Origin of the sequence: Paraburkholderia haematera (assembly GCF_905220975.1) — a bacterium.
Classification (GTDB): domain Bacteria; phylum Pseudomonadota; class Gammaproteobacteria; order Burkholderiales; family Burkholderiaceae; genus Paraburkholderia; species Paraburkholderia haematera.
Genome location: NZ_CAJNBK010000016.1, coordinates 30,221 through 52,472, shown reverse-complemented (window position 1 = coordinate 52,472; position 22,252 = coordinate 30,221). Strand labels below are relative to the sequence as shown.

General features: G+C 62.6%; 21 protein-coding genes. 9 read left to right on the top strand and 12 right to left on the bottom strand.

Going from position 1 to position 22,252, the window contains the following annotated elements; translation table 11 throughout:
* Positions 1 to 121: 121 nt before the first annotated feature.
* The 3 genes from KHO23_RS23760 to pdxH all read right to left on the bottom strand — a co-directional run bounded on the left by KHO23_RS23760 (position 122) and on the right by pdxH (position 3,620).
* Positions 122 to 1,519: a DUF72 domain-containing protein gene (locus tag KHO23_RS23760; protein WP_211613738.1), complete on the bottom strand. Its 1,398-nt coding sequence runs from the start codon at positions 1,517 to 1,519 to the stop codon at positions 122 to 124.
* Between the two features lie 103 nt (positions 1,520 to 1,622).
* Positions 1,623 to 2,837, bottom strand: a complete 1,215-nt coding sequence (locus KHO23_RS23755; RefSeq protein ID WP_211613736.1) for an SAM-dependent methyltransferase — start codon at positions 2,835 to 2,837, stop codon at positions 1,623 to 1,625.
* A gap of 141 nt (positions 2,838 to 2,978) precedes the next feature.
* Positions 2,979 to 3,620, bottom strand: coding sequence for a pyridoxamine 5'-phosphate oxidase (gene pdxH / locus KHO23_RS23750; protein WP_211613734.1), 642 nt, complete (start codon positions 3,618 to 3,620; stop codon positions 2,979 to 2,981).
* A gap of 230 nt (positions 3,621 to 3,850) precedes the next feature.
* Here pdxH and tcdA point away from each other — a divergent pair, with 230 nt between their 5' ends.
* Positions 3,851 to 4,708: a tRNA cyclic N6-threonylcarbamoyladenosine(37) synthase TcdA gene (gene tcdA, locus KHO23_RS23745; RefSeq protein ID WP_211613732.1), complete on the top strand. Its 858-nt coding sequence runs from the start codon at positions 3,851 to 3,853 to the stop codon at positions 4,706 to 4,708.
* Between the two features lie 127 nt (positions 4,709 to 4,835).
* On the opposite strand, the gene trxA is transcribed toward tcdA, so the two are convergent.
* The gene (trxA, locus tag KHO23_RS23740; RefSeq protein WP_211613730.1) at positions 4,836 to 5,684 is read right to left on the bottom strand and encodes a thioredoxin; all 849 of its coding nucleotides are present in this window, start codon (positions 5,682 to 5,684) and stop codon (positions 4,836 to 4,838) included.
* 97 nt (positions 5,685 to 5,781) lie between these two features.
* Positions 5,782 to 6,657: a pirin family protein gene (locus tag KHO23_RS23735; RefSeq protein WP_211613728.1), complete on the bottom strand. Its 876-nt coding sequence runs from the start codon at positions 6,655 to 6,657 to the stop codon at positions 5,782 to 5,784.
* 178 nt (positions 6,658 to 6,835) lie between these two features.
* Between KHO23_RS23735 and KHO23_RS23730 the strand changes: the two genes are divergently transcribed.
* Complete coding sequence (locus tag KHO23_RS23730) at positions 6,836 to 7,717, top strand: EamA family transporter (protein ID WP_211613726.1); 882 nt, start codon at positions 6,836 to 6,838, stop codon at positions 7,715 to 7,717.
* 101 nt (positions 7,718 to 7,818) lie between these two features.
* On the opposite strand, the gene KHO23_RS23725 is transcribed toward KHO23_RS23730, so the two are convergent.
* Both KHO23_RS23725 and tsaE read right to left on the bottom strand, forming a co-directional pair.
* Positions 7,819 to 9,405, bottom strand: coding sequence for an N-acetylmuramoyl-L-alanine amidase (locus KHO23_RS23725; RefSeq protein WP_211613724.1), 1,587 nt, complete (start codon positions 9,403 to 9,405; stop codon positions 7,819 to 7,821).
* Positions 9,387 to 9,995 (bottom strand): tRNA (adenosine(37)-N6)-threonylcarbamoyltransferase complex ATPase subunit type 1 TsaE, encoded by a 609-nt coding sequence (gene tsaE, locus KHO23_RS23720; protein WP_211613722.1) that lies wholly within the window; start codon positions 9,993 to 9,995, stop codon positions 9,387 to 9,389. The genes KHO23_RS23725 and tsaE overlap by 19 nt, the downstream gene beginning before the upstream one ends.
* A 17-nt stretch (positions 9,996 to 10,012) precedes the next feature.
* Here tsaE and queG point away from each other — a divergent pair, with 17 nt between their 5' ends.
* The 3 genes from queG to xerD all read left to right on the top strand — a co-directional run bounded on the left by queG (position 10,013) and on the right by xerD (position 12,797).
* Entirely contained in the window at positions 10,013 to 11,254 is a 1,242-nt protein-coding gene (gene queG, locus KHO23_RS23715; RefSeq protein ID WP_211613720.1) for a tRNA epoxyqueuosine(34) reductase QueG, read from the top strand.
* Between the two features lie 140 nt (positions 11,255 to 11,394).
* Positions 11,395 to 11,865, top strand: coding sequence for a methylated-DNA--[protein]-cysteine S-methyltransferase (locus KHO23_RS23710; protein ID WP_211613718.1), 471 nt, complete (start codon positions 11,395 to 11,397; stop codon positions 11,863 to 11,865).
* Entirely contained in the window at positions 11,862 to 12,797 is a 936-nt protein-coding gene (gene xerD, locus KHO23_RS23705; RefSeq protein WP_211613716.1) for a site-specific tyrosine recombinase XerD, read from the top strand. Before KHO23_RS23710 ends, xerD begins: the two co-directional genes overlap by 4 nt.
* A gap of 37 nt (positions 12,798 to 12,834) precedes the next feature.
* On the opposite strand, the gene KHO23_RS23700 is transcribed toward xerD, so the two are convergent.
* Complete coding sequence (locus KHO23_RS23700; protein ID WP_211613714.1) at positions 12,835 to 14,397, bottom strand: class I adenylate-forming enzyme family protein; 1,563 nt, start codon at positions 14,395 to 14,397, stop codon at positions 12,835 to 12,837.
* 140 nt (positions 14,398 to 14,537) lie between these two features.
* Between KHO23_RS23700 and ybaK the strand changes: the two genes are divergently transcribed.
* Both ybaK and plsY read left to right on the top strand, forming a co-directional pair.
* On the top strand, positions 14,538 to 15,029 hold the full coding sequence (gene ybaK / locus KHO23_RS23695; protein WP_211613712.1) for a Cys-tRNA(Pro) deacylase: 492 nt from the start codon (positions 14,538 to 14,540) through the stop codon (positions 15,027 to 15,029).
* A 113-nt stretch (positions 15,030 to 15,142) separates the two neighbouring features.
* Positions 15,143 to 15,787, top strand: a complete 645-nt coding sequence (plsY, locus tag KHO23_RS23690; RefSeq protein WP_211613710.1) for a glycerol-3-phosphate 1-O-acyltransferase PlsY — start codon at positions 15,143 to 15,145, stop codon at positions 15,785 to 15,787.
* A gap of 253 nt (positions 15,788 to 16,040) precedes the next feature.
* On the opposite strand, the gene KHO23_RS23685 is transcribed toward plsY, so the two are convergent.
* Positions 16,041 to 16,526, bottom strand: coding sequence for a YajQ family cyclic di-GMP-binding protein (locus KHO23_RS23685; protein WP_028197943.1), 486 nt, complete (start codon positions 16,524 to 16,526; stop codon positions 16,041 to 16,043).
* A 184-nt stretch (positions 16,527 to 16,710) separates the two neighbouring features.
* Between KHO23_RS23685 and murB the strand changes: the two genes are divergently transcribed.
* Positions 16,711 to 17,751, top strand: a complete 1,041-nt coding sequence (gene murB, locus KHO23_RS23680; protein WP_211613708.1) for a UDP-N-acetylmuramate dehydrogenase — start codon at positions 16,711 to 16,713, stop codon at positions 17,749 to 17,751.
* A gap of 245 nt (positions 17,752 to 17,996) precedes the next feature.
* Here the strand turns inward: murB and KHO23_RS23675 are convergent, their stop codons facing one another.
* Both KHO23_RS23675 and argF read right to left on the bottom strand, forming a co-directional pair.
* Complete coding sequence (locus KHO23_RS23675; protein ID WP_211613706.1) at positions 17,997 to 19,223, bottom strand: argininosuccinate synthase; 1,227 nt, start codon at positions 19,221 to 19,223, stop codon at positions 17,997 to 17,999.
* A 250-nt stretch (positions 19,224 to 19,473) separates the two neighbouring features.
* Positions 19,474 to 20,403, bottom strand: coding sequence for an ornithine carbamoyltransferase (gene argF / locus KHO23_RS23670; RefSeq protein ID WP_211613704.1), 930 nt, complete (start codon positions 20,401 to 20,403; stop codon positions 19,474 to 19,476).
* A gap of 437 nt (positions 20,404 to 20,840) precedes the next feature.
* On the opposite strand from argF, the gene KHO23_RS23665 reads away from it, so the two are divergent.
* Positions 20,841 to 21,188 carry a DUF3579 domain-containing protein gene (locus KHO23_RS23665; protein ID WP_211613702.1) on the top strand — a complete coding sequence of 116 codons (348 nt, stop codon included), beginning with the start codon at positions 20,841 to 20,843 and terminating at the stop codon, positions 21,186 to 21,188.
* A gap of 215 nt (positions 21,189 to 21,403) precedes the next feature.
* On the opposite strand, the gene rpsT is transcribed toward KHO23_RS23665, so the two are convergent.
* Positions 21,404 to 21,682, bottom strand: coding sequence for a 30S ribosomal protein S20 (gene rpsT, locus KHO23_RS23660; RefSeq protein ID WP_201070905.1), 279 nt, complete (start codon positions 21,680 to 21,682; stop codon positions 21,404 to 21,406).
* Positions 21,683 to 22,252 lie beyond the last annotated feature (570 nt).

The following is a 22,252-nucleotide window of genomic DNA, read 5'->3' as shown; positions in this document are numbered from 1 at the left end:
TGTGATGGCGGGCTGATCTGTGGGACTGGCGGCTTAGGTTTCAACCTGGGCCGCCGCTTGAATCGCGGCTCAGAAAGACGGGCGACGCCGGACGGATGGTAATGCGGCGGCGCTGCGCCGCTCAGTCTTGCTCGCCGCCTTCGCGTTGCGCATTCTCGTTCGGCTCCGGCTCCGGCTCCGGCTCCGGATGCGAATGCGGCATCGACTCGAGTTGCGATTGTGGCTCCGACTCCTGGCGCGGTTGCTCACGTTCTTGTTCATGCTCATATTCATGAGCAAGGCGCGCATACGCCTCAATAATCGCTCGCGCTAATTCCACGCAGCTCAACGGCGCGGAACCCTCCGCCTTGTTGTTGATCGCGATCACCACCGGCTGGCCGGCCAGCGCATAGCGCGCGGCCATCTCGGCGAGCGCGACGCGGGTCGCCGGGTCCTGGTCGACCAATTGGTTGAACGGTTCGTACTTGGCCTTCGCCTGTTCGTATTTGAAGCCGCCGTGCAAACTCCAACGCACGATCAGCGGGCCGGCCGGCTCGCCGTCCAGCAGCGCGAGCGCCGCCGCCTGACGCAGCGGGTCCGGCATCCGTGCATGAATTCCCACGCAGTACCGTACGCCCGCCGCTTTCAGCGTGCGGATAAAGCGCGGCGTGAGCAAACTCGCGTCGCGAATTTCGATCGCGTAGCACGTGCCTTCCGGCAGCTTTGGCAACGCTGTCAGGAACGCGGCGACTCGCTCGATGAATGCCGCCGGTTGCGCGAGCATCTGATCGGGCAGTGGCGAGAGCTGGAACACGAGCGCACCGGCTTTCGCGCCGAGGCCTTCGAGGCATGGCGTGACAAACTCGTCGATCGCCATTTGCGCGTTCAGAAAGCACGGGTTCAGCGAGACCGGTTCGCCGCGTTCGGCTCGCACGGTGGCGTCGGTGATCGTCATCGGCGCTTTGACGATAAAGCGGAAGTGCTCCGGCACCTGCTGCGCATAGCGCAGGTATTCGGTTACGGTAAGCGCCTGGTAAAACGACCGGTCGATGCTGACGGTCTTTAACAGCGGATGCGCGCCATAGGCCGTCAGACCTTCGCGCGAGAGTTTGCTATTGCTGTAATCGTCGCCGTAGACAATGCCGTTCCAGCCCGGAAACGACCATGTCGACGTACCGAGATGGACTTGCGGCGGCAGTTCTGCAGCCAGCGCCAGGAGTTCGGAAGAGGGCGGTGCGGCGAGAACCTCGCGTGAACGGCGTTTTCTGGGTGGATCGGCGGTTGCCGGCGCTGCGGTGGCTTCGGCTTCGGACGCGGTTTCCGGAGGTACTGGCGCGTCGTCATCCTGCCAGAGCAGGGCAGCGCCGCTCGCCTTCGTGCGCGGTGGTTTCGCCCCCGCATCAGGCTTCGATGCCGATGCCGATGCAACCGCTGTCTGCTCCACCGGCATCCCGAACAGATCGAACTGCACGGCGTCGGCCTGTGCGTCTTGCTCGCCGCTTACGGTTTGTTCAACTTCGCTTGTCCCGCTCTGGTCCATCGATGTCCGACCTGCTGTTTAAGGTTTGCGCCGCGTCGGCCCGCACGTGCAAAGCACGTAGCCCTGGCACGCGGCAACGGCAAATCGCCGCGGCGCAACCGTATCACAACGTTTTGTCGTACATATAGCGGCGCGACCAGGGCAAGGTTGTTGCGCTGCGGCCGGCTTTGCGGCACACCACCTGGTAGATCGACACGTCGTCGTTCTCGAACGCGTACGCGCAACCGGCGAGGTACACGCGCCAGATGCGGAATTTTTCGTCGTCGACCAGCTTGCGGGCTTCGTCCGCATGCGTCTCGAAGTTTTCCGCCCAGATGTTCAGCGTGTGCGCATAGTGACGGCGCAGGCTTTCGACGTCAACCGCTTCAAGCCCGCCGCGCTGCATCGCTTCGAGCGCAAGGCTGATGTGTGGCAGTTCGCCGTCCGGAAATACATAACGGTCGATGAATTCGCCGCCGCCCAGCGCGGTTTCGCCGCTGTCGGAATCGCTCGACGTAATGCCGTGATTCATTGCGATGCCATCTTCGGCGAGCAGATCGTGCATCTTCTGGAAATAGCCCGGCAGATTCTTGCGGCCGACGTGCTCGAACATGCCGACGCTGGTGATGCGGTCGAATTGCCCGTCGATGTCGCGATAGTCCTGTAGACGAATCTCGATCTGGTTTTCCAGGCCCGCGGCTTTCACGCGTGCGGTAGCGAGATCGAACTGGTTTTGCGACAGCGTCACGCCGACGCACTTCGCGCCGAACTTCTGCGCTGCGCGCAAGACGAGCGCCCCCCAGCCGCAGCCGATATCGAGCAGGTGCTGCCCCGGTTGCAAGCCGATCTTGGTGAGGATGTGGTCGATCTTCTTGACCTGCGCCGTGGCGAGATCTTCATCGCCATTCTCGAAGTACGCACACGAGTACACCATGTTCTCGTCGAGCCACAGCTTGTAGAACTCGTTCGAGACGTCGTAGTGATACTGAATGGCCTTCTTGTCAGACGATTTCGAATGATGAAAATAGCGCCGTACGCGCGCCAGTTTGCTCGCGCTGCTGACGGTGTTGCGCGCCAACTGATAGCTGACGGTGATGATGTCCGACAGCTTGCCTTCAATGTCGATCTTGCCCTTCACATACGCCTCGCCCAGATTGTCGAGGCTCGGTTCGAGCAGATAAGGCAGCGCCGTAGCGCTTTTGACATGTAGCGTGACCTGAGGCGCGGCGAACTGCCCGAAGTCATGTTGCTGGCCGTCCCACAGCACAAGGCGTGCTGGCAGGTTAGCCTTGGTTTTTACCTCTTCCACCCACTGCGCCAGCTTTTTCTCCCAGAACATGTGATCTCTCCGTGTTCGTTGAATTAAAGCAAAGCCTGTGTGGATCGCGGCTCAGCGCGGCGCAACTCCCATGCCGCGAGACGCAGTCCGACCGGCGCGCGCGGCTGCGTTGGCCACGCGCGTACGGTGTTGTGTTCCGGTTCAAGGCGATAGGCGGGAGATGTGCCAGTCGCTGTTTTCGCTTGAACGCGTGTAGAGCAAGCGGTCGTGCAGACGCGACGGCCGACCCTGCCAGAATTCGATTGCTTCAGGTACCAGGCGATAGCCGCCCCAGTGCGGTGGGCGGGGCGGCTGGTCGCCGTATTGAAGGCTGATTTCGCGTTCGCGTGTTTCGAGCTGCGAACGGCTTTCAATTACCCGACTTTGATTGGATGCCCACGCGCCGATGCGCGAACCGAGCGGGCGCGACGCGAAATACGTATCGCTTTCTTCCGCGCTGGTTTTAACGACGCGGCCCTCGATACGCACCTGGCGTTCGAGTTCGATCCAGTAAAACAGCAAGCTCGCGTAGGGATTGGCACCCAGTTCGCGGCCCTTGCGGCTTTCGTAGTTGGTGAAGAACACAAAGCCGCGCTCGTCAACGCCCTTGATCAGCACGATACGTGCCGACGGCCGGCCGCGCGAGTCGACCGTGGCCAGCGTCATCGTATTCGGTTCGGGCAGTTGGGCGTCTACCGCTTGCTGAAACCACGTGTCGAATTGACGAAACGGGTTGCGGTCGATATCGGCAACGTCCAATGAACCCAGCGAATAGTTTTTTCGAAGTTCGGCGAGTGAGGTCATGTTCTTATGCGAACGCTACAGTACAACCAGTATAGCCAGGGACCGAATTCTTTGCGCGCAGCCAGATCAAGGCCCGCCGCGTTGTGTGGACATCCGCGCTACCAGGTTTGCGAACGTTTGGGCCTAAGCGAGTGCGGCCATGCGGATCGCCGCGATCAGGCAAAATACGGGCTGCGAACGCCTGAGCGTTATCACTTTGTGTTTTGCCTGCTTTGAACGAGCCTGCCACCATGTCCAGCACCACCGCGCCTTCCGATCTTACTACCAGCCTCGACGGGAGTGAAACCGCCGACCGCGCGCGGCGCTTCGGCGGCATTGCCCGCCTGTATGGCGCGCCGGCGCTCGCGGCGTTCGAAGGGGCCCACGTCGCCGTGATCGGCATTGGCGGGGTCGGCTCATGGGTGGCGGAGGCGTTGGCGCGCAGCGCGGTCGGCACGCTGACCTTGATCGATCTGGACAATGTCGCGGAGAGCAACACTAACCGCCAGATCCATGCATTGGACGGTAACTACGGAAAACCGAAAGTCGAGGCGATGGCCGAACGCATCGCGGCAATCAATCCGTTCTGCGACGTGCGGCTGGTGGAAGACTTCGTCGAACCGGACAATTTCGCGGCGACGCTCGGCGGCGGTTTCGACTACGTGATCGATGCGATCGACAGCGTGCGCACCAAGACGGCGTTGATCGCGTGGTGCGTGGAGAAGAAGCAGGCGTTGATTACGGTGGGCGGCGCGGGCGGTCAACTGGACCCGACGCGCATTCGGATCGACGATCTCGCGCTGACCATCCAGGACCCGTTACTGTCGAAAGTGCGCGGGCAGTTACGCAAACAGCATGGTTTTCCGCGTGGCCCGAAGGCGAAGTTCAAGGTGAGCGCGGTGTATTCCGACGAACCGCTGATCTATCCGGAAGCCGCCGTGTGCGATATCGACGAGGAAGCGGAGCACGTCGCGACATCGCCGGGTCATACGGGACCGGTTGGTTTGAACTGTGCGGGGTTTGGTTCGAGCGTGTGTGTGACCGCGAGCTTCGGTTTTGCCGCGGCCGCGCATGTGTTGCGGGCCCTGGCGAAGCAGGCAACCAGTTGACTGCCCGGTAGGGCGTTACCACGTCGCCGCATTAGAGCGGCAGGGTGTTGATGCAGTAGGGCCGTTGCAGTGCATGTGGCAACGCATTCAGGCGCGGCGACCACGCCGCACCCGAACACGGTGCGGATTAGAACAGCAACGCGCTCAGCTTGCGCCGCCATTGCGACACCAGCTCCGGCTGATGCGCGGCGAGATCGAACACTGACAGCATCGTCTTACGGCCGATGTCGTCGCGGAACGTGCGGTCGCGTTGCACGATGGCTAGCAGGTGCTCGAGCGCGCTTTCGTATTTACGGCGTGCGATGAGCGCGCTAGCCAGATCGAAGCGTGCTTCGAGATCGTTCGGGTTCGCGGCGACTTTGGCTTCGAGTGCATCAGTGGGCGGCAGATCGGCCGCCGCGTCCACCGCATCGAGCCGGGTCTTGATCGTATTGAAGCGGGCGTCGATTCCTTGGGTGGTTTTCGGCGACAACAGGTCGACTTCATTGCGCGCTTCGTCGATGCGGTGATCTTCGAGCAGCATCTCGATGAGATCCATGCGCGCTTCGTCGAAACCCGGGTCGTAGGCGAGCGCGGCTTGCAGGGCATTGTAGGCATCTTCACGGCGGCCTTCGGCCAACGCGGCTTGCGCTTCAAGACGTGCCGCGTCCGCGCCTTGCGGCACGAGGCGCTCGATAAACTCGCGCAACTGGCCTTCCGGCAGCACGCCGACGAATTGATCGACCGGCTGGCCCTCGGCAAACGCCATGACGTGCGGAATGCTGCGCACCTGGAAGTGCGTGGCCAGTTCCTGGTTCTCGTCCACGTTCACTTTCACCAGCTTCCATTTGCCGGCGGCTTCGGCCTCGAGTTTCTCCAGCATCGGGCCGAGCGTCTTGCAGGGACCGCACCACGGCGCCCAGAAATCGACCAGCACGGGGGCCAGCGTCGACGCCGTGATGACGTCTTGTTCGAAAGTGGCCAGAGTGGTGTCCATTGCGTCCTCGTCGATAAAACAGTTGGTTGGCTAGGTGGGGCCGGGCGCGGCGAATTCAATGCGCCGCGCGCTCACTTTTACTCGCATGGATGCGCGCTTATTTTCTTGCCGGCAGCGGAATCCATTCGGTCTCACCCGGCACCTGGCCCATCTCCTGATGGGTCCACGCCAGCTTCGCGGCTTCGATCTTCTCGCGCGAACTGGCGACGAAGTTCCATTCGATAAAGCGCTCGCCATCCAGCTTTTCGCCACCGAGCAGCATCACGCGCGCGCCGTGGGTGCTGGCGAGCGTCACGGTTTCGTCGAGCGCCAGCACGGCCATCTGACCGACTTCGAGCGGTGCGCCGTCGATCTCCAGGTCGCCGTCCACCAGATAGACACCGCGTTCTTCGTGCTCCGGTTCGAGCGCGAAGGCGCCGCCCGGGGCGAACTCCGCGGCCACATACAACGTGCCGGAAAAGGTCGCGACCGGCGAGGTTTCGCCGAATGCCGTGCCCGCGATCACGCGCAGCGTGACGCCGTTGCGCTCGACCACCGGCAGCGTGTTGGCCGCGTGATGCGCGAAGGACGGTTCGATGTCCTCGTCTTCGAGCGGCAGTGCGACCCACGTCTGGATGCCGTGCATGGTCAGGCCGCTCGCGCGGTCTTCGGCCGGCGTGCGCTCGGAATGGACGATACCGCGGCCCGCCGTCATCCAGTTGACGTCGCCCGGGACAATCTTCTGCTCGGAGCCGAGGCTGTCGCGATGCATGATCGAGCCTTCGAACAGATACGTGACGGTGGCGAGGCCGATATGCGGGTGCGGACGGACGTCGAGTCCGACACCGGGTTCGAGCGTGGCGGGGCCCATGTGGTCGAAGAAGATGAACGGGCCGATCAGCCGCGCGGCCATGGCCGGCAGCACGCGCCGCACGGTGAGGCTGCCGACGTCGCGCAGATGCGGTTTGAGAATGGCTTTGATCGAGGAAGACATGGGCAGGCTCGGCTGGAAGGGGGAGTCAGGTTTTTGCTCAATAGTCGATTCTACTGCGGAGGGCGCAATGCTGACGGTTTGCGCGGCTTTGCCGCTCCGGGATTCCGTAAGGCGCGCCATCCCTTGACGCCGCTGGCTCCGCTAAACTGCCAGATCCAACAATGAAATGGAGACTGGGATGTCGCCCAGGGACTTACTGCTCGCGCTGGTCGTCGTGGTTGCGTGGGGCGTCAATTTCGTCGTGATCAAGGTGGGCCTTCATGGCGTGCCGCCGATGCTGCTCGGCGCGCTGCGTTTCGCGCTCGCCGCGGTGCCGGCCGTGTTCTTCGTCAAGCGGCCGCAGATGCCGTGGCGCTGGCTGCTCGCCTATGGCGTGACGATTTCGTTCGGACAGTTCGCTTTCCTGTTCTCGGCGATGTATGTCGGGATGCCGGCCGGGCTCGCTTCGCTCGTCTTGCAGGCACAGGCGTTCTTCACGCTGATTTTTGCGGCCCTGTTTCTGCATGAACGCTTTCGCGTGCCGAGTATCGTCGGTTTGCTGATCGCGGTGGGCGGTCTCGCGATCATCGGCATGCAAGGCGGCCACGCCATGACGCTTGCCGGTTTCGTCCTCACGCTATGTGCCGCGTGTTCGTGGGCGCTCGGCAACATCGTCACGAAGAAGGTCGGCAAGGTCGATCTGGTCGGGCTGGTGGTGTGGGGCAGCCTGATCCCGCCGTTGCCGTTTTTCGCGCTGTCATACGCGTTCGAAGGACCGCGGCGGATCGTCGCGGCGCTGTCCGGGATCAGCGCGGTGTCGATCTTCGCCATCGTGTATCTCGCGTTTGTGGCGACGCTGATCGGCTACGGCCTATGGAGCCGGCTCCTGTCGCGCTATCCGGCGAGCCAGGTGGCGCCGTTCTCGCTGCTGGTGCCGATTGTCGGGCTGGCGTCGGCGTCCCTGTTTCTCGACGAGCAGTTGTCCGAAGCGCAGATCGTGGGCGCATTGCTGGTGATGGCGGGCCTCGCGGTGAATGTGTTCGGTGGTTGGGTCGTGCAGCGGCTTTCACCGGCGCGTTGAGTGCCTCTTTGGCGCGAAAAAAAACGGCCGGGCGGCCGTTTTTTTGTTGCCTGCATGACACCGCGTGACGCGGTGCGCACGCGGCGCGATACCCGGTGGCGTCAGGTCATGCGGTTCTTCGCCAACGGCGGATTCGCCGCGAAATAGCGCTTGATGCCGGTCATGATCGCGTCGGCCATCTTCTCCCGATACGCGTCGTCGTTCAGGCGGCGCTCCTCGTCCGGGTTGCTGATGAAGGCGGTCTCCACGAGGATCGACGGAATGTCCGGCGCCTTCAGCACGGCAAACCCGGCCTGTTCGACCGACCCTTTGTGCAGCTTGTTGATGCCGCCGATCTCCTTCAGCACGAAGTTGCCGTAGCGCATCGAATCACGGATCTGTGCCGTGGTCGACATATCGAACAGCGCGCGGTTGACCGTGGCGTCGGTGGACTTGATGTTGATGCCGCCGATCTGGTCCGACGAGTTCTCCTTGTTCGCCATCCAGCGTGCCGCGGCGCTCGACGCGCCATGCTCCGACAACGCGAACACGGACGAGCCTTTCGCGTCGGGCGTGGTGAATGCGTCAGCGTGGATCGACACGAACAGGTCCGCGCCGACGCGCCGTGCCTTCTGCACGCGCACGTTCAGCGGCACGAAGAAGTCGGCGTCGCGCGTCATCATGGCGCGCATGTTCGGCTGTGCGTCGATCTTCGCACGGAGCTTCTTCGCGACGTCGAGTGCGATGTGCTTCTCGTACGTGCCCGAAGCGCCGATCGCGCCCGGGTCTTCGCCACCGTGACCCGGATCGATCGCGACGGTGAGCAGGCGCACCGTGTTGCTCTTGCCGGTTTTCGGGTTGGTGAAGGCGTAGCTATCGTCGCCGTCGCTGTCATCGCCACCGAGGTTGCCCGCCGTGCTGCCGCCCTTGTTGCGGGCGATCGCGGTGGGCGGCGTGAGCGGTGCAAGCGGCACCGCCGGCGTTGCAGGCTTGCCGAGGATGGGAGGAGCAGGGGGCGACACGATATGCGCAGGCGGACGGGGCACGCCCGGCGCTGTCCCACCGCTGCCGTTCTGCGCGTAACGCTCGAAGAAGGCTTCGCTGTTGTCGGCGGTGGGCGGCGTGATGCCCGGGCCGCTTAGCGTGGCAGGCGGCGCGTTGTTTTCATCCAGCGTTTGCTGCTTGCGCTCGGTTTGCGCGAGCAGATCCATCAGCGGATCGGGCGCGACAGCGGGGTACAGGTCGAACACCAACCGGTATTTGTACGCGCCGACCGGCGACAGCGTGAACACCTGCGGTTTCACCGAGCCCTTCAGATCGAACACCATGCGCACGACATGCGGCTGATACTGGCCGACACGCACCGATTGAATCTGCGGATCGTTCGGCGTAATTTTCGATACCAGATCCTTCAGCGCCTGATCCAGATCGAGGCCGCTCAGATCGACCACCAGCCGATCCGGCCCCTGCAGCAACTGCTGCGTGTTCTGCAAAGGCTGATCCGACTCGATCGTCACGCGCGTGTAATCGCGCGCCGGCCAGACCCGCACACCCAGCACCGAGCTGGCCCACGCGAGGCGCGGCGTGACAAGGCCGAGCACCAGCGTGGATGCACCCGCGCGCAGAATCTGCCGGCGCCGCCAGTTATGCGTTGCGGTAGCCGCCGATTCGATCGAGCGGAACGGTTTGATCAACATCTTTCGAGACATGCCTTTCCTGATTCGCTGTATGCCCGTGCAACGAGTACCCGGCCCTCGCCTTCGTGGTCCAGGTCGAGCGCGAAGATGAGATCCGGCACGCCAAGAAGACGCCCGGCGCGCTGCGGCCATTCGACGAGGCAAATAGCGCCGCTGTCGAAGTACTCGCGAAAGCCCGCATCGGCCCATTCGGCCGGGTCGGTGAATCTATACAGATCGAAGTGATAGAGCGCGAGTTCCCCAGCGGGCCGCTCGAGCACGTAGGGTTCGACGAGTGTGTAAGTGGGGCTGCGCACGCGGCCGGCGTGGCCGAGGCCGCGCAAGGTTGCGCGCACGAGCGTGGTTTTGCCGGCGCCGAGGTCGCCGACGAGCTGTACTTGCAGGCCGTGGAATGCCTGATTGCCTTCAGAGCCCGGCGCGGGTTGACGTGCGGGTTGATGAGCTATTTGCTGCGGGGTTTGCAGCGCTCCGCGCACGCTTTCGATTGCCCGTGCAAAGCGCTCGCCGAATGCGTGAGTAGCGGCCTCGTCCGCGAGCGCAAAGGTGCGTTCGAGCAGGACATTGGCGGGCGGTTGGATCGCGAGATCGGAATTGACGGGCATTCTCGTAAAATGGCGTGATGAACCGAAGTCCGGAGTCCCCAGTTTCCTGCACGCCTGCGTCTAACGACGATGCGCGTGCCGAGCGTCATTTCGATGAAGCGGCGCTGAATGCGCTCGCGCTCAACATCAAAACGTGGGGCCGTGAACTGGGTTTCGGGGCAATCGGTATCAGCGACACCGATCTCTCCGCTGCCGAAGCGCCGCTTGCAGCATGGCTGGACGCAGGTTGCCACGGCGAGATGGATTATATGGCGAAACACGGCATGAAACGCGCGCGGCCCGCCGAGCTTGTGGCCGGCACGCGACGTGTGATTACCGCGCGCATCGCCTATTTGCCTGTAGAGACATTGAGTGGAAAGGCGCACGAAAGCGCTTTGCAGGACTCACCGCTCGCGCCGCAAGACTGGCGCGCAGCCGAGCATGCGCGGCTCGCGGACCCGTCGGCGGCGGTGGTGTCGATCTATGCGCGGGGCCGCGATTATCACAAGGTGATGCGTAACCGTCTGCAACAGTTGGCCGAGAAAATCGAGGCGGCGATCGGCGCATTCGGCTACCGCGTATTTACCGATTCGGCGCCGGTGCTCGAAGTAGAGCTTGCCCAGAAGGCCGGCATCGGCTGGCGCGGCAAGCACACGCTGCTGCTGCAGCGCGATGCCGGTTCGCTGTTTTTCCTCGGCGAAATCTACGTCGACGTGCCGTTGCCCACCGATGCCGAGACGTTGCCCGACAATGCGCCCGAAACGCCGGGCGCGCATTGCGGCAGCTGCACGCGCTGCATCGGCGCGTGCCCGACGGGTGCGATCGTGGCGCCGTACAAGGTGGATGCACGTCTGTGCATTTCGTATCTGACGATCGAATTGAAGGGCAATATTCCCCTGGAAATGCGGCCGCTAATCGGTAATCGTGTATACGGCTGCGACGATTGCCAGCTCGTCTGTCCGTGGAACAAGTTTGCGCAGGCCGCGCCGGTCGCCGATTTCGATGTGCGCCATGGGCTCGATCGCGCGACGCTGGTCGAACTGTTTGCATGGAGCGCGGAGGAGTTCGATACGCGCATGCAGGGGAGTGCGATTCGCCGCATCGGCTATGAGAGCTGGCTGCGCAATCTGGCGGTGGGGATGGGTAACGCGCTGCGGGCCCCGTCGGAAAGTTTGAGTGCGAATGCGCGTGCGGCGATTGTCGACGCGCTGAAGTTGCGCGTCGAGGACCCTTCCGCCGTGGTGCGAGAGCATGTGGAATGGGCGTTGGAAGCGGCGTAAAGTAGCGGCAATCGGGCGGGGGCTGCGCCGGGAGTGAGCGACGGGAAATGCGAGTAGCGCGTTTGCAAGCTGCCCGCGCTTATCCAGATGCGCCGCCGTGCAATCTGAAAGATGCCCCGCCAATCACGGAGCAGGCAACCATGTTCAACGCAGTGATCGATGCACCGTTCGGCAAGGTCGGCATCCGCCTCGAAGGCGAGGCTGTGCGCGAGATCGTCTATCTGCCGGACTCGGTGCAGAACGTCGCACCGGCTACGCCTCTGGCAAAGCAGGCCGTCGAGCAGATCGAACGTTATTTCGAGCTTGCGTCCGCAAAATTCGACTTGCCGCTGGCGGCGGTCGGCACCGCGTATCAGCGGCGCGTGTGGCAAGCGATCTGTGACATCCCGCCCGGCGTCGTACTGACCTATGGGCAACTGGCAAGGCAACTAGGCAGCGTCCCACGCGCGGTCGGTCAGGCCTGCGGGTCGAATTACTTTCCGATCGTGGTTCCGTGCCATCGGGTGGTCAGTTCGAGCGGCATCGGCGGATTCGCGCATCATGCCGGAGATGGTTTTTTTCGCAACGTCAAGCGCTGGCTTCTGGCGCATGAAGGCATTCCCTACGCATGAGCGACACCGTAACTGAAGATGCACCGGCCGCGTCACCCTTGTTTGTGGCGAGCTCGGCCTCGATCGATGCGTTCTGCGACGCGTTGTGGCTCGAGCACGGCTTGTCGCGCAACACACTCGATGCGTACCGGCGCGATCTGCGGCTGTTCTGCGAATGGCTCGCGCAAACCCGCAACACGTCGCTCGACACCGCCAGCGAAGCCGATCTCAACGCCTATAGCGCGGCGCGTCAGAAAGACAAGTCCACCTCGGCGAACCGGCGGCTCTCGGTGTTTCGCCGCTACTACGGCTGGGCGGTGCGCGAACACCGCGCGAAAGCCGATCCGACGGTACGCATCCGTTCGGCCAAGCAACCGCCGCGTTTTCCATCCACGCTTACCGAAGCGCAAGTCGAAGCGCTGCTCGGTGCGCCCGATATCGACACGCCCCTGGGCCTGCGCGACCGCACCATGCTGGAGCTGATGTACGCGAGCGGGTTGCGTGTTACCGAGCTCGTCACGCTGAAGACGGTGGAAGTGGGGCTGAACGAAGGCGTGGTGCGCGTCATGGGCAAGGGCTCGAAAGAGCGCCTGATTCCGTTCGGCGAAGAGGCGCATGGCTGGATCGAACGCTATCTGCGCGAAGCGCGTCCCGCTTTGCTGGGTGCGCGCGCAACGGATGCGCTGTTCGTCACGAGCCGCGCAGAGGGCATGACCCGCCAGCAGTTCTGGAACATCATCAAGCGTCATGCGAGAGCGGCCGATGTGCACGCTCCGCTCTCGCCGCACACGCTGCGGCACGCGTTCGCGACGCATCTGCTGAACCATGGCGCCGATTTGCGCGTCGTGCAATTGCTGCTCGGTCATACGGATATCTCGACCACGCAGATCTATACGCACGTGGCCCGCGAACGGTTGAAGTCGCTGCATGCGCAGCATCATCCGCGGGGGTGATCCGCGCTTGCACGGGCGCGTGCATTTGCCCGTGCCGTTACATGAAGTCGCGCAACCGGTGCTTAAGAATCTTGCCCGTCGACGCGGCCGGCAGCGCGGCGAGCACCTTCACTTCGGCCGGGCGCCTGTAGGGCGCGAGACGCTCGCCGCACCACGCGATCAGTTCAGCCGGCGACACCTTCGCACCCGCGATCAATTCGACGAACGCGACCACTTCCTCGTTACCCTCCACGGCGCGCCCGATCACCGCGGACTGCACCACCTGCGGATGCGCGTTCAACACATGCTCGACTTCCGCCGGATACACGTTGAAGCCCGAGCGGATGATCAGTTCCTTGCTGCGCCCAACGATGTGCAACGCACCGTCCGCGTCCTGCCGTGCGAGGTCGCCGGTCTTGAGCCAGCCGTCTTCGGTGACCGCTGCGCGAGTCTGCTCCGGGCTGCGGTAGTAGCCAAGCATCACGTTCGGGCCACGCACCCATAGCTCGCCGATTTCGCCCGTCGCGGCCTCCACGCCATCGAGTCCGACGAACCGCACCTCAACACCAGGAATGACCTCGCCGACCGAGCAATCGCTGCGCGGCGCATCGAGCATGGTGTGCGAGACGGTCGGGCTGCTCTCGGTCATGCCGTAGCCGTTGTGCAGTGGGAGACCGTAGACGCTTTCGACGTGCGCCTTCAGCGCGGCGTCGAGCGGTGAGCCGCCTGAATAGGCGAAGCGCAGGTGTGGCGCGGACCATGCATGGCCGTGCGTTTGCAGATGTTCGAGCAGTTTGGCGTGCATGGCCGGAACGCCCTGGAAGATCGACACCCGCTCTTCGGCGAGCGCGCGCCGTACCGCTTCCGGCGAAAAACGTGGCGCGAGGCGCAAGGTCGCGCCGGCGTGCAGGCTGCCGAGACAAACCGAGGCAAAGCCGTACACGTGCGAGATCGGTAGAACAGCGTACACGACATCGTCCGGACCGACTTTGCGCAAGCGGCTCGACACGGCCGCGATGAAGAGCAGGTTGCGATGGGACAGCATCACGCCTTTCGGCGCGCCTGTGGTTCCCGTGGTGTAGATCAGCGCGGCGCATTGGCGGTGATTGGCGGCTTCAACCGGTTCGGGTTTCGCGTTGGTGTCGATCGTGTACGACCAGGCACCGATATCCGGCGTGATGGCAGGCGCTGTGACGGCTTGCTGTCGCTCGGCATGCTGCTGGGCATCTGCGGAGCTTTCGACCGCATACGCGACCACGCGAGGCTGTGCGTGCGCACGGATTGCGTCGAGTTCGGCCGCTGACAGGCGTGCGTTCGACACCAGCGCCCATGCGTCGAGTTTCGCGGTCGCGAACAGCAGCACGATCTGCACGATGCTGTTCTCGGCCACGATCATCACGCGATCGCCGCCACGCACGCCCCATTCGCGCAGCAGCGCGGCGGCGGCCTCGACGGCTTCCTGAAGTTGCGCATTGGTGAGGCGGCGCGCGTCTTCGATCAAGGCGACGTGGTGCGGATCTTGGGCGGCGGCGAGCGCCGGAATGTCGGCAATACGCGCGGGCAGGGCGCCCAGCAGCGCGGGAATGTCGATCGTGGGACGGGTGGAAGAATCGAGGCTCAACGCTGTCTCCAAGAGGCGATTCGGTGCCCGGCATGCGGTGTACCGGAAGATTTTCGAACGATCGTGCCACAAGCGCCGGACCCGCACAATTGGCCTTTCGGCAAATAGCCGTTGTCCAAAGTCGCTATTACAATGCGCCGATGAGCAAATCCAGACACGTCTCCGAAACGCCCGCAACGCAGTTTCTGCGCCGTCATGGCGTCACCTTCGGCGAACATCCTTACGATTACGTCGAGCACGGCGGCACCGAGGAATCGGCGCGCCAGCTCGGCGTGGACGAACATCATGTCGTCAAGACGCTCGTGATGGAAGACGAGCACGCCAAGCCGCTGATCGTGCTGATGCACGGCGACCGCACCGTCAGCACCAAGAATCTGGCGCGGCAGATCGGCGCGAAACGCGTCGAGCCTTGCAAGCCCGAGGTGGCGAACCGGCATTCGGGCTACCTGATCGGTGGCACGTCGCCATTCGGTACGCGCAAACAGATGCCGGTGTACGTCGAGTCGAGCATCCTCGAGATGGACAAGATCTGGCTGAACGGCGGCCGCCGCGGTTTTCTGGTCAGCATCGAGCCAGGAGTATTGACCGGCTTGCTGGAGGCGAAACCGGTTCAGTGCGCGAGCGTCGATTGACGTTTGCCTGAATGTTTTCCGGGCAGGTGGGTTCGGTAGAATGTGCGCCGCCTTGTTCCCTGTTGCGGTTGGGGTATCGAGTTTCAGACCGCCGATCCTTATAAGAGTCCCAGATGCAAAACCTGATCGTTGCTGTCGTTGCCTACCTGATCGGCTCGGTGTCGTTTGCCGTGATCGTGAGCGCCGCGATGGGGCTGGACGACCCACGCTCGTATGGCTCGGGCAACCCGGGCGCCACCAACGTGCTGCGCAGCGGCAGCAAGAAGGCCGCGATTCTCACCCTGATCGGCGACGCCTTCAAAGGCTGGCTGCCGGTGTGGTTCGTGGTGCACTTCGGCGCGCGATTCGGCCTCGACGATACGTCGGTCGCGATTGCGTCCGTCGCCGTGTTTCTCGGCCACCTGTATCCGGTCTTCTTCCGCTTCAAAGGCGGCAAGGGCGTGGCGACGGCAGCGGGCGTGCTGATCGCGATCAACCCGATCCTCGGTATTGCCACCTTGCTGACATGGCTGATCGTGGCGTTCTTCACGCGCTATTCTTCGCTGGCGGCTTTGGCGGCGGCGGTGTTCGCGCCGCTTTTTGACGGCTTTCTGTTCGGGCCGCATATCATCGCGCTGGCGATTGTCGTGATGAGTTCGCTGCTGGTATGGCGCCATCGCGGCAATATCGCCAAGCTGATGCGCGGCCAGGAAAGCCGTATCGGCGACAAGAAGAAAACCGACGCAGCGGCCGGCGCGGCGGGCGGTAACGAGCCTTGAGCGTAGGCGGCGCACGTTCGGGCCAGGTGTTAGCCGCGTGCCTTAACGCGTTGACGGAGTACGCGTTGAAGGCACACTGCCTGTGTGCTGGGCGATCAGCACGCGCAGGGTGCTGAGTCTCCGTTGGGCCGTTTTCCGGGCGTTCAACACGCGCCGGTGCTGAGGCTCAATGCAGCTAAACATTCTGCGGTGAGCTTTAACGCGGCTCATTGCCGGGCGTCAGCACGCGCCCGGTAACGAGCGTGACGCGCCTTCAGTCGCGGAAGTTGTTGAAGTCGAGCGGCGTATCGGTCACGTCCTTGCGCAGCATCGCGATCACACTTTGCAGATCGTCGCGCTTGCCGCCGGTGATGCGCACCGCGTCGCCCTGAATGCTCGCCTGGACCTTGATCTTGCTGTCCTTCACGAGGCGCACGATTTTCTTCGACAGATCGCCGGACACGCCTTTCTTGATCTTGATGACCTGCTTGACCTTGTCGCCGCCGATCTTCTCGATCTTGCCGTAATCGAGAAAGCGTACGTCCACATTGCGCTTGGCCATTTTCGACAGCAGCACGTCTTTGACCTGGCCGAGCTTGAAATCGTCGTCGGCGTAGGCCGTGATTTCGCTTTCCTTGTGCTCGACGCGCGCGTCCGACCCTTTGAAGTCGAAGCGGGTTGAAATTTCCTTGTTGGACTGCTCGATCGCATTCTTGACTTCGATCATGTCCGCTTCGCAGACGACGTCAAACGATGGCATTGTTTTCTCCCAATAGTGCCGCGGTGCGCGGCGCGGCCGGTCGGCTGCTCACGGGCACTCGCTATAATCACGAACCTGGCGTCATTTTACCGACGCCACTCCCTTTTGCCTAAGGCCGCCGCGCATTGTCGCGCAGCCTGGGGCCAGATGTCGTTTCATTCGCCGTTCCATTCCTGTCATTCTGATGTCTCAATCCGACTCCGCCGCGTTCATTGCCGGCTATCCGCTGAAGTCGCATAACACCTTCGGTTTCGACGTTCGCGCGCAGTTTGCGTGCCGGATCGAGCGCGAAGCGCAACTGATGGCGGCGGTGCGCGATCCGCGTGCCGCCGGCTTGCCGCGGCTGGTGCTGGGCGGCGGCAGCAATGTTGTGCTGACGGGCGACTTCGCCGGACTGGTGCTGCTGGTGGCGCTGCAAGGCCGCCGCGTCGTGCGCGAGGACGACCACGCATGGTATGTCGAGGCGGCAGCCGGCGAGCCATGGCATGACTTTGTCGAATGGACTTTGTCGCACGGGTTGCCGGGGTTGGAGAACCTCGCGCTGATTCCGGGGACAGTGGGGGCGGCGCCGATTCAGAACATTGGCGCGTATGGAGTGGAGATGTGCGAGCGATTTGCGTCGCTGCGGGCGGTTGAGCTGGAAACGGGCGCCGTAGTCGAGCTCGATGCCGACGCGTGCCGATTCGGCTACCGCGACAGTTTCTTCAAGCGGGAAGGGCGCGACCGTTTTGTGATTACGTCGGTCACGTTTCGTTTGCCGAAGCTGTGGCAGCCGCGCGCCGGGTATGCGGATCTCGCGCGTGAGCTGGCTGCTGGCGGTCATGCCGATGCAGCGCCGAGTGCGCGGGCGATCTTCGACGCGGTCGTCGCGGTGCGGCGCGCCAAGCTGCCCGATCCGCTTCATCTGGGCAACGCCGGGAGCTTCTTCAAGAATCCGGTCGTGGAGGCGGCGCAGTTCGAGGCGCTGAGGGTTAAGGAGCCTGAGATGGTGTCTTACGTTCAACCGGACGGCCGGGTGAAGCTCGCGGCGGGTTGGTTGATCGATCGGTGCGGCTGGAAAGGCCGCGCGATGGGCGCCGCGGCCGTGCATGAACGGCAGGCGCTGGTGCTGGTGAATCTTGGCGGAGCGAGCGGGGCGGAAGTGTTGGCGCTTGCAAAGGCAGTTCGGCGGGACGTGCGGGCGCGATTCGGGGTGGAGCTGGAAGCGGAGCCGGTTTGTTTGTGACTGCGGCCGGTGGCGGAGCGAGCCACACTTGGATTGCTGGCGGTCGTAGGAAGCGGTTTGGCACAAGAGGGTGACGCGGCGTGGAGCCAGGTTGCCCGTCATTCGCCGCACAAGAGGCCGCAATTAAAAAAGGCGCCGGGAGTTTCCTCCCGGCGCCTTTTTCGCCTCTGCGCTTCAGCTCCGGCTGCGCCGCTCGGCGCTTAACTTCGCTTGCGCGAAATTTGCCTTCACCAGAATGCTAACGCTTAACCGCGCTGACGACGCGCGTTCTCAGCAATCCGCATACGCAGCGCGTTCAGCTTGATGAACCCGCCAGCGTCGGCCTGGTTGTATGCGCCGCCGTCGTCGTCGAACGTGGCGATGGTCTTGTCGAACAGCGTTTCCTTCGAATCGCGCGCGACAACCGACACGCTGCCCTTGTACAGCTTCACACGCACCCAGCCGTTGACCTTCTCTTGCGTATGGTCGATCAGCACCTGGATTGCGCGGCGCTCCGGGCTCCACCAGTAGCCGTTGTAAATCAGCGAAGCGTAACGCGCCATCAGGTCGTCTTTCAGGTGGGCCACTTCGCGGTCGAGCGTGATCGACTCGATGCCGCGGTGCGCCTTCAGCATGATCGTGCCGCCCGGCGTTTCATAGCAGCCGCGCGACTTCATGCCGACGTAGCGGTTTTCGACCAGATCCAGACGGCCGATACCGTGCTTGCCGCCCAAACGGTTCAACTCGGTCAGCATTTCAGCCGCCGACAAACGCTTGCCGTTGATCGCGACCGGGTCGCCGTGCTCGTACTCGATATCGAGGTATTCAGCCTGGTCGGGCGCCTGTTCCGGCGACACCGTCCAACGCCACATATCGGCTTCGGCCTCGGCCTTCGGGTCTTCCAGGTGACGGCCTTCGAACGAGATGTGCAGCAGGTTCGCGTCCATCGAATACGGCGCGCCGCCTTGCTTGTGCTTCATTTCGATCGGAATGCCCGCCTTTTCGGCGTACGCCAGCAGCTTTTCGCGCGACAGCAGATCCCATTCGCGCCACGGTGCGATCACCTTGATGCCCGGTTCCAGCGCGTAGTAACCGAGTTCAAAGCGAACCTGGTCGTTGCCCTTGCCCGTTGCGCCGTGCGAGACCGCTTGTGCACCGGTGGCGCGGGCGATTTCGATCTGACGCTTGGCGATCAGCGGACGCGCGATCGACGTACCCAGCAGGTACTCGCCTTCATAGATCGTGTTGGCGCGGAACATCGGGAACACGTAGTCGCGCACGAATTCTTCGCGCAGGTCTTCGATGAAGATGTTGTCCTGCTTGATGCCGAGTTGCAGGGCCTTTTTGCGCGCCGGTTCCAGCTCTTCGCCCTGACCGATGTCGGCCGTAAACGTGACGACTTCGGCGTCGTAATTGTCCTGCAACCACTTCAGGATGACGGAGGTGTCGAGGCCGCCCGAATAGGCGAGCACGACTTTGTTGATATCGCTCATGGTGAACTCGTAGCTGGAGAAAGCTGGAAAACAAGGCGCACCGGCGGTTCCGGAGCGCGGAAAATCACTATTTTGACACTAAACCGCCGCTTGCCCGCGTTTTTGGAACGGTGCGGTGGGTGAGCCGGGTCTGCGTGCAACCGTGGACGCCGGCTCGATGCGTGGCGCTAAACGTGGATGCCTCGCCTCGTATTCAAGGCCCCGTCGCGCTGCACGCAGATGTTGCTTAAGGTGCTGAACAGCGGCTCGCTCAGTGATTGAGCTTGCCGAGCAGCAGGTATTCCATCAACGCCTTTTGCACGTGCAGACGATTTTCCGCTTCGTCCCACACGACGCTTTGCGGGCCGTCGATCACTTCCGCACTGACTTCCTCGCCGCGATGGGCGGGCAGACAGTGCATGAACAATGCATCAGAATTGGCGCGCGCCATCATGTCGGCGTCTACGCAATAATCGGCGAAGGCTTTCTTGCGGGCTTCGTTTTCGGCCTCGAAACCCATGCTGGTCCACACGTCTGTGGTGACCAGATCGGCGCCCGTGCAGGCTTCGTTCGGATCGTCGAATTCCTGATAGAACGGTGCGCTTTCAGCCGCGACCATGGCGGGGTCGAGCTTGTAACCTGGCGGCGTGGACAAGCGCAGCTTGAAACCGAGAATCTGGGCGGCTTCGATCCACGTGTACAGCATGTTGTTCGCGTCACCAACCCACGCGACCGTCTTGTCGCGAATCGGACCGCGATGCTCGAAGTACGTGAAGATGTCCGCCAGCACCTGGCACGGGTGATATTCGTTGGTCAGCCCGTTGATCACCGGCACGCGCGAATTCTCGGCGAAGCGCTGGAGTATGTCCTGGCCGAACGTGCGGATCATGATGATGTCGACCATGCGCGAGATCACTTGCGCCGCGTCTTCGATCGGCTCGCCGCGGCCGAGCTGCGTGTCACGTGTGCTCATGAAGACGGCGTGGCCGCCCAGCTGGAAGATGCCGGCTTCGAACGACAGGCGCGTGCGCGTCGAATTTTTCTCGAAGATCATCGCCAGCGTGCGATCGTGCAGCGGGTGGTAGGTCTCGTAGTTCTTGAATTTGCGTTTCAGAATGCGCGCGCGTTCCAGCACGTACTCGTAGTCTTCCAGCGAGAAATCCTTGAACTGCAGGTAGTGGCGAATTTTCTTGGCGGTCATGAAACAAATACGGCGGTCTCACCCGGCAGGATTGCCGGACGGCGCCGCCGTCGTTTGTGGTAACTCAATGCAGCATAAAGGATTTCGCCCCGTTTGACGAGTCGGCTAAAAGGCCGGACAAGCTGTCTGAAAGCCATTCGCAACCCTCAAACGAGGCTTGTGTGCGGTGCGGAAAGAGGTCCGCTGCGCTATAATCTACCGGTTATCCCTAAGCCCAGCAGGCCGGTATTGAGCCTGTGGGACACGGCTCGCGCGTTCCGGAACGTTTCCTCGCGGTGCGCCGTCATGATGAGCGCCGAGGCGCCTTGTGCGGTCCTTCGCGATTTCTGGCGGCGCAGCCCGCCATTCAGGCGTGGCCGACGTGTTCAGGCATCCCAAAGCCGGTTTGCAGTCAGCTTTGCCGTCATCCCGCTGGGCAGTCACACAGGTATTCCTACATGGCCGAAGCAGCTCCAACCGAATATTTCATTCAGGGCATCACGTCGACCGGGAAAAAATTTCGGCCGAGCGATTGGTCGGAGCGGCTCGCAGGCGTCATGGCATGCTTCGGTCCCAGCCCGGGCGGCAAGGGGCCGAACGCTTACCTGCAATACTCGTTGTATGTCCGACCTACCATGATCGGCGACCTCAAATGCGTCATTCTCGATTCGCGCTTGCGCGACATCGAACCAATGGCTTTCGATTTCGTCCTGAACTTCGCGAAAGACAACGACCTTCTCGTGACCGAGGCATGCGAGTTGCAACTCGAGCATGCCACGCCGCAAGCCAAAAGGCATGTGATCTAGCGCAAGCCAGCCGGATCGGCAAAAGAAAAAACCCGCAAGTAGAGCGGTTTTTATGGCCGAAGCCGAAGTCTCGGTGAGCGGTCCGTCAATTGCGCGCGGGACGAGCCTCGCGGTACCGTGCGGAGCGGTCGGTGCCAAGCAAAAAAGCCCGCCGAAGCGAGCTTTTCTGTTGCAGCGGAAACAGGAGGTAGCCCACCGAAGCGGGCTGACCGAATTTACTGCGCTGCGGGCGCTTGCAGACCCTTGAGGGCTGCAGCCAGACGGCTCTTGTTGCGAGCTGCCTTGTTCTTGTGAACGATTTTCTTGTCGGCGATGATGTCGATGGTCTTCGACGATGCCTGGAAGATTTCGAGGGCTTTAGCCTTGTCGCCGGCTTCGATTGCCTTGCGGACAGCCTTGATAGCCGTGCGGAACTTCGAGCGCAGTGCCGAGTTGTGCGAGTTAGCCTTGGCGGCCTGGCGGGCGCGCTTGCGTGCTTGTGCGGTGTTAGCCATGACGGTTCCTTATCCTGTTCCTGTTTCCAGTACCTGACCTTCAAGTGGTAGGTGCTGCTTTTAGATCGAACTCTTGGAAGCGATTGCCCAAGAGCGCAAAAGTGTCGAAATAATTCGAAAAATCGATCGGACTACGCGAAGGCGGGCCCGTGTTCCGGTGTATTCCGAGGCTGGTTGGCGCCTCCTCAATACGGCTTGAGCGATGTTCGCGCTCGTGTATTGTGGCGTGGCCGAACCTAGTCCAAAAAACCGTCCGAAAATTGAGCGAGCTTCGAAACCGGCGATTATAGCAACAAAATCAGGCACGTGGCAACGGGGGATCGCCAATCCGGATACGCCGGGTTGCCGCGCAAGGTCCAGGATTCTATGCGTTCCCGTGTGGGGAAGGGGGCGGACTGCGAACACGCCTGCGACCACGCGACCGGCAAATGGGCGGTTGGCCCGGCGCGCAACGCGTCCGGCACGCAACAAAAAAAGCCCCAATCCGCTCATCCGAACGAACCTCTGCGGCGCAAATCGGTCCGATTCGCGTTCCGGCTCGTCGTCCCCACCTGCGGCACCCGTATAATA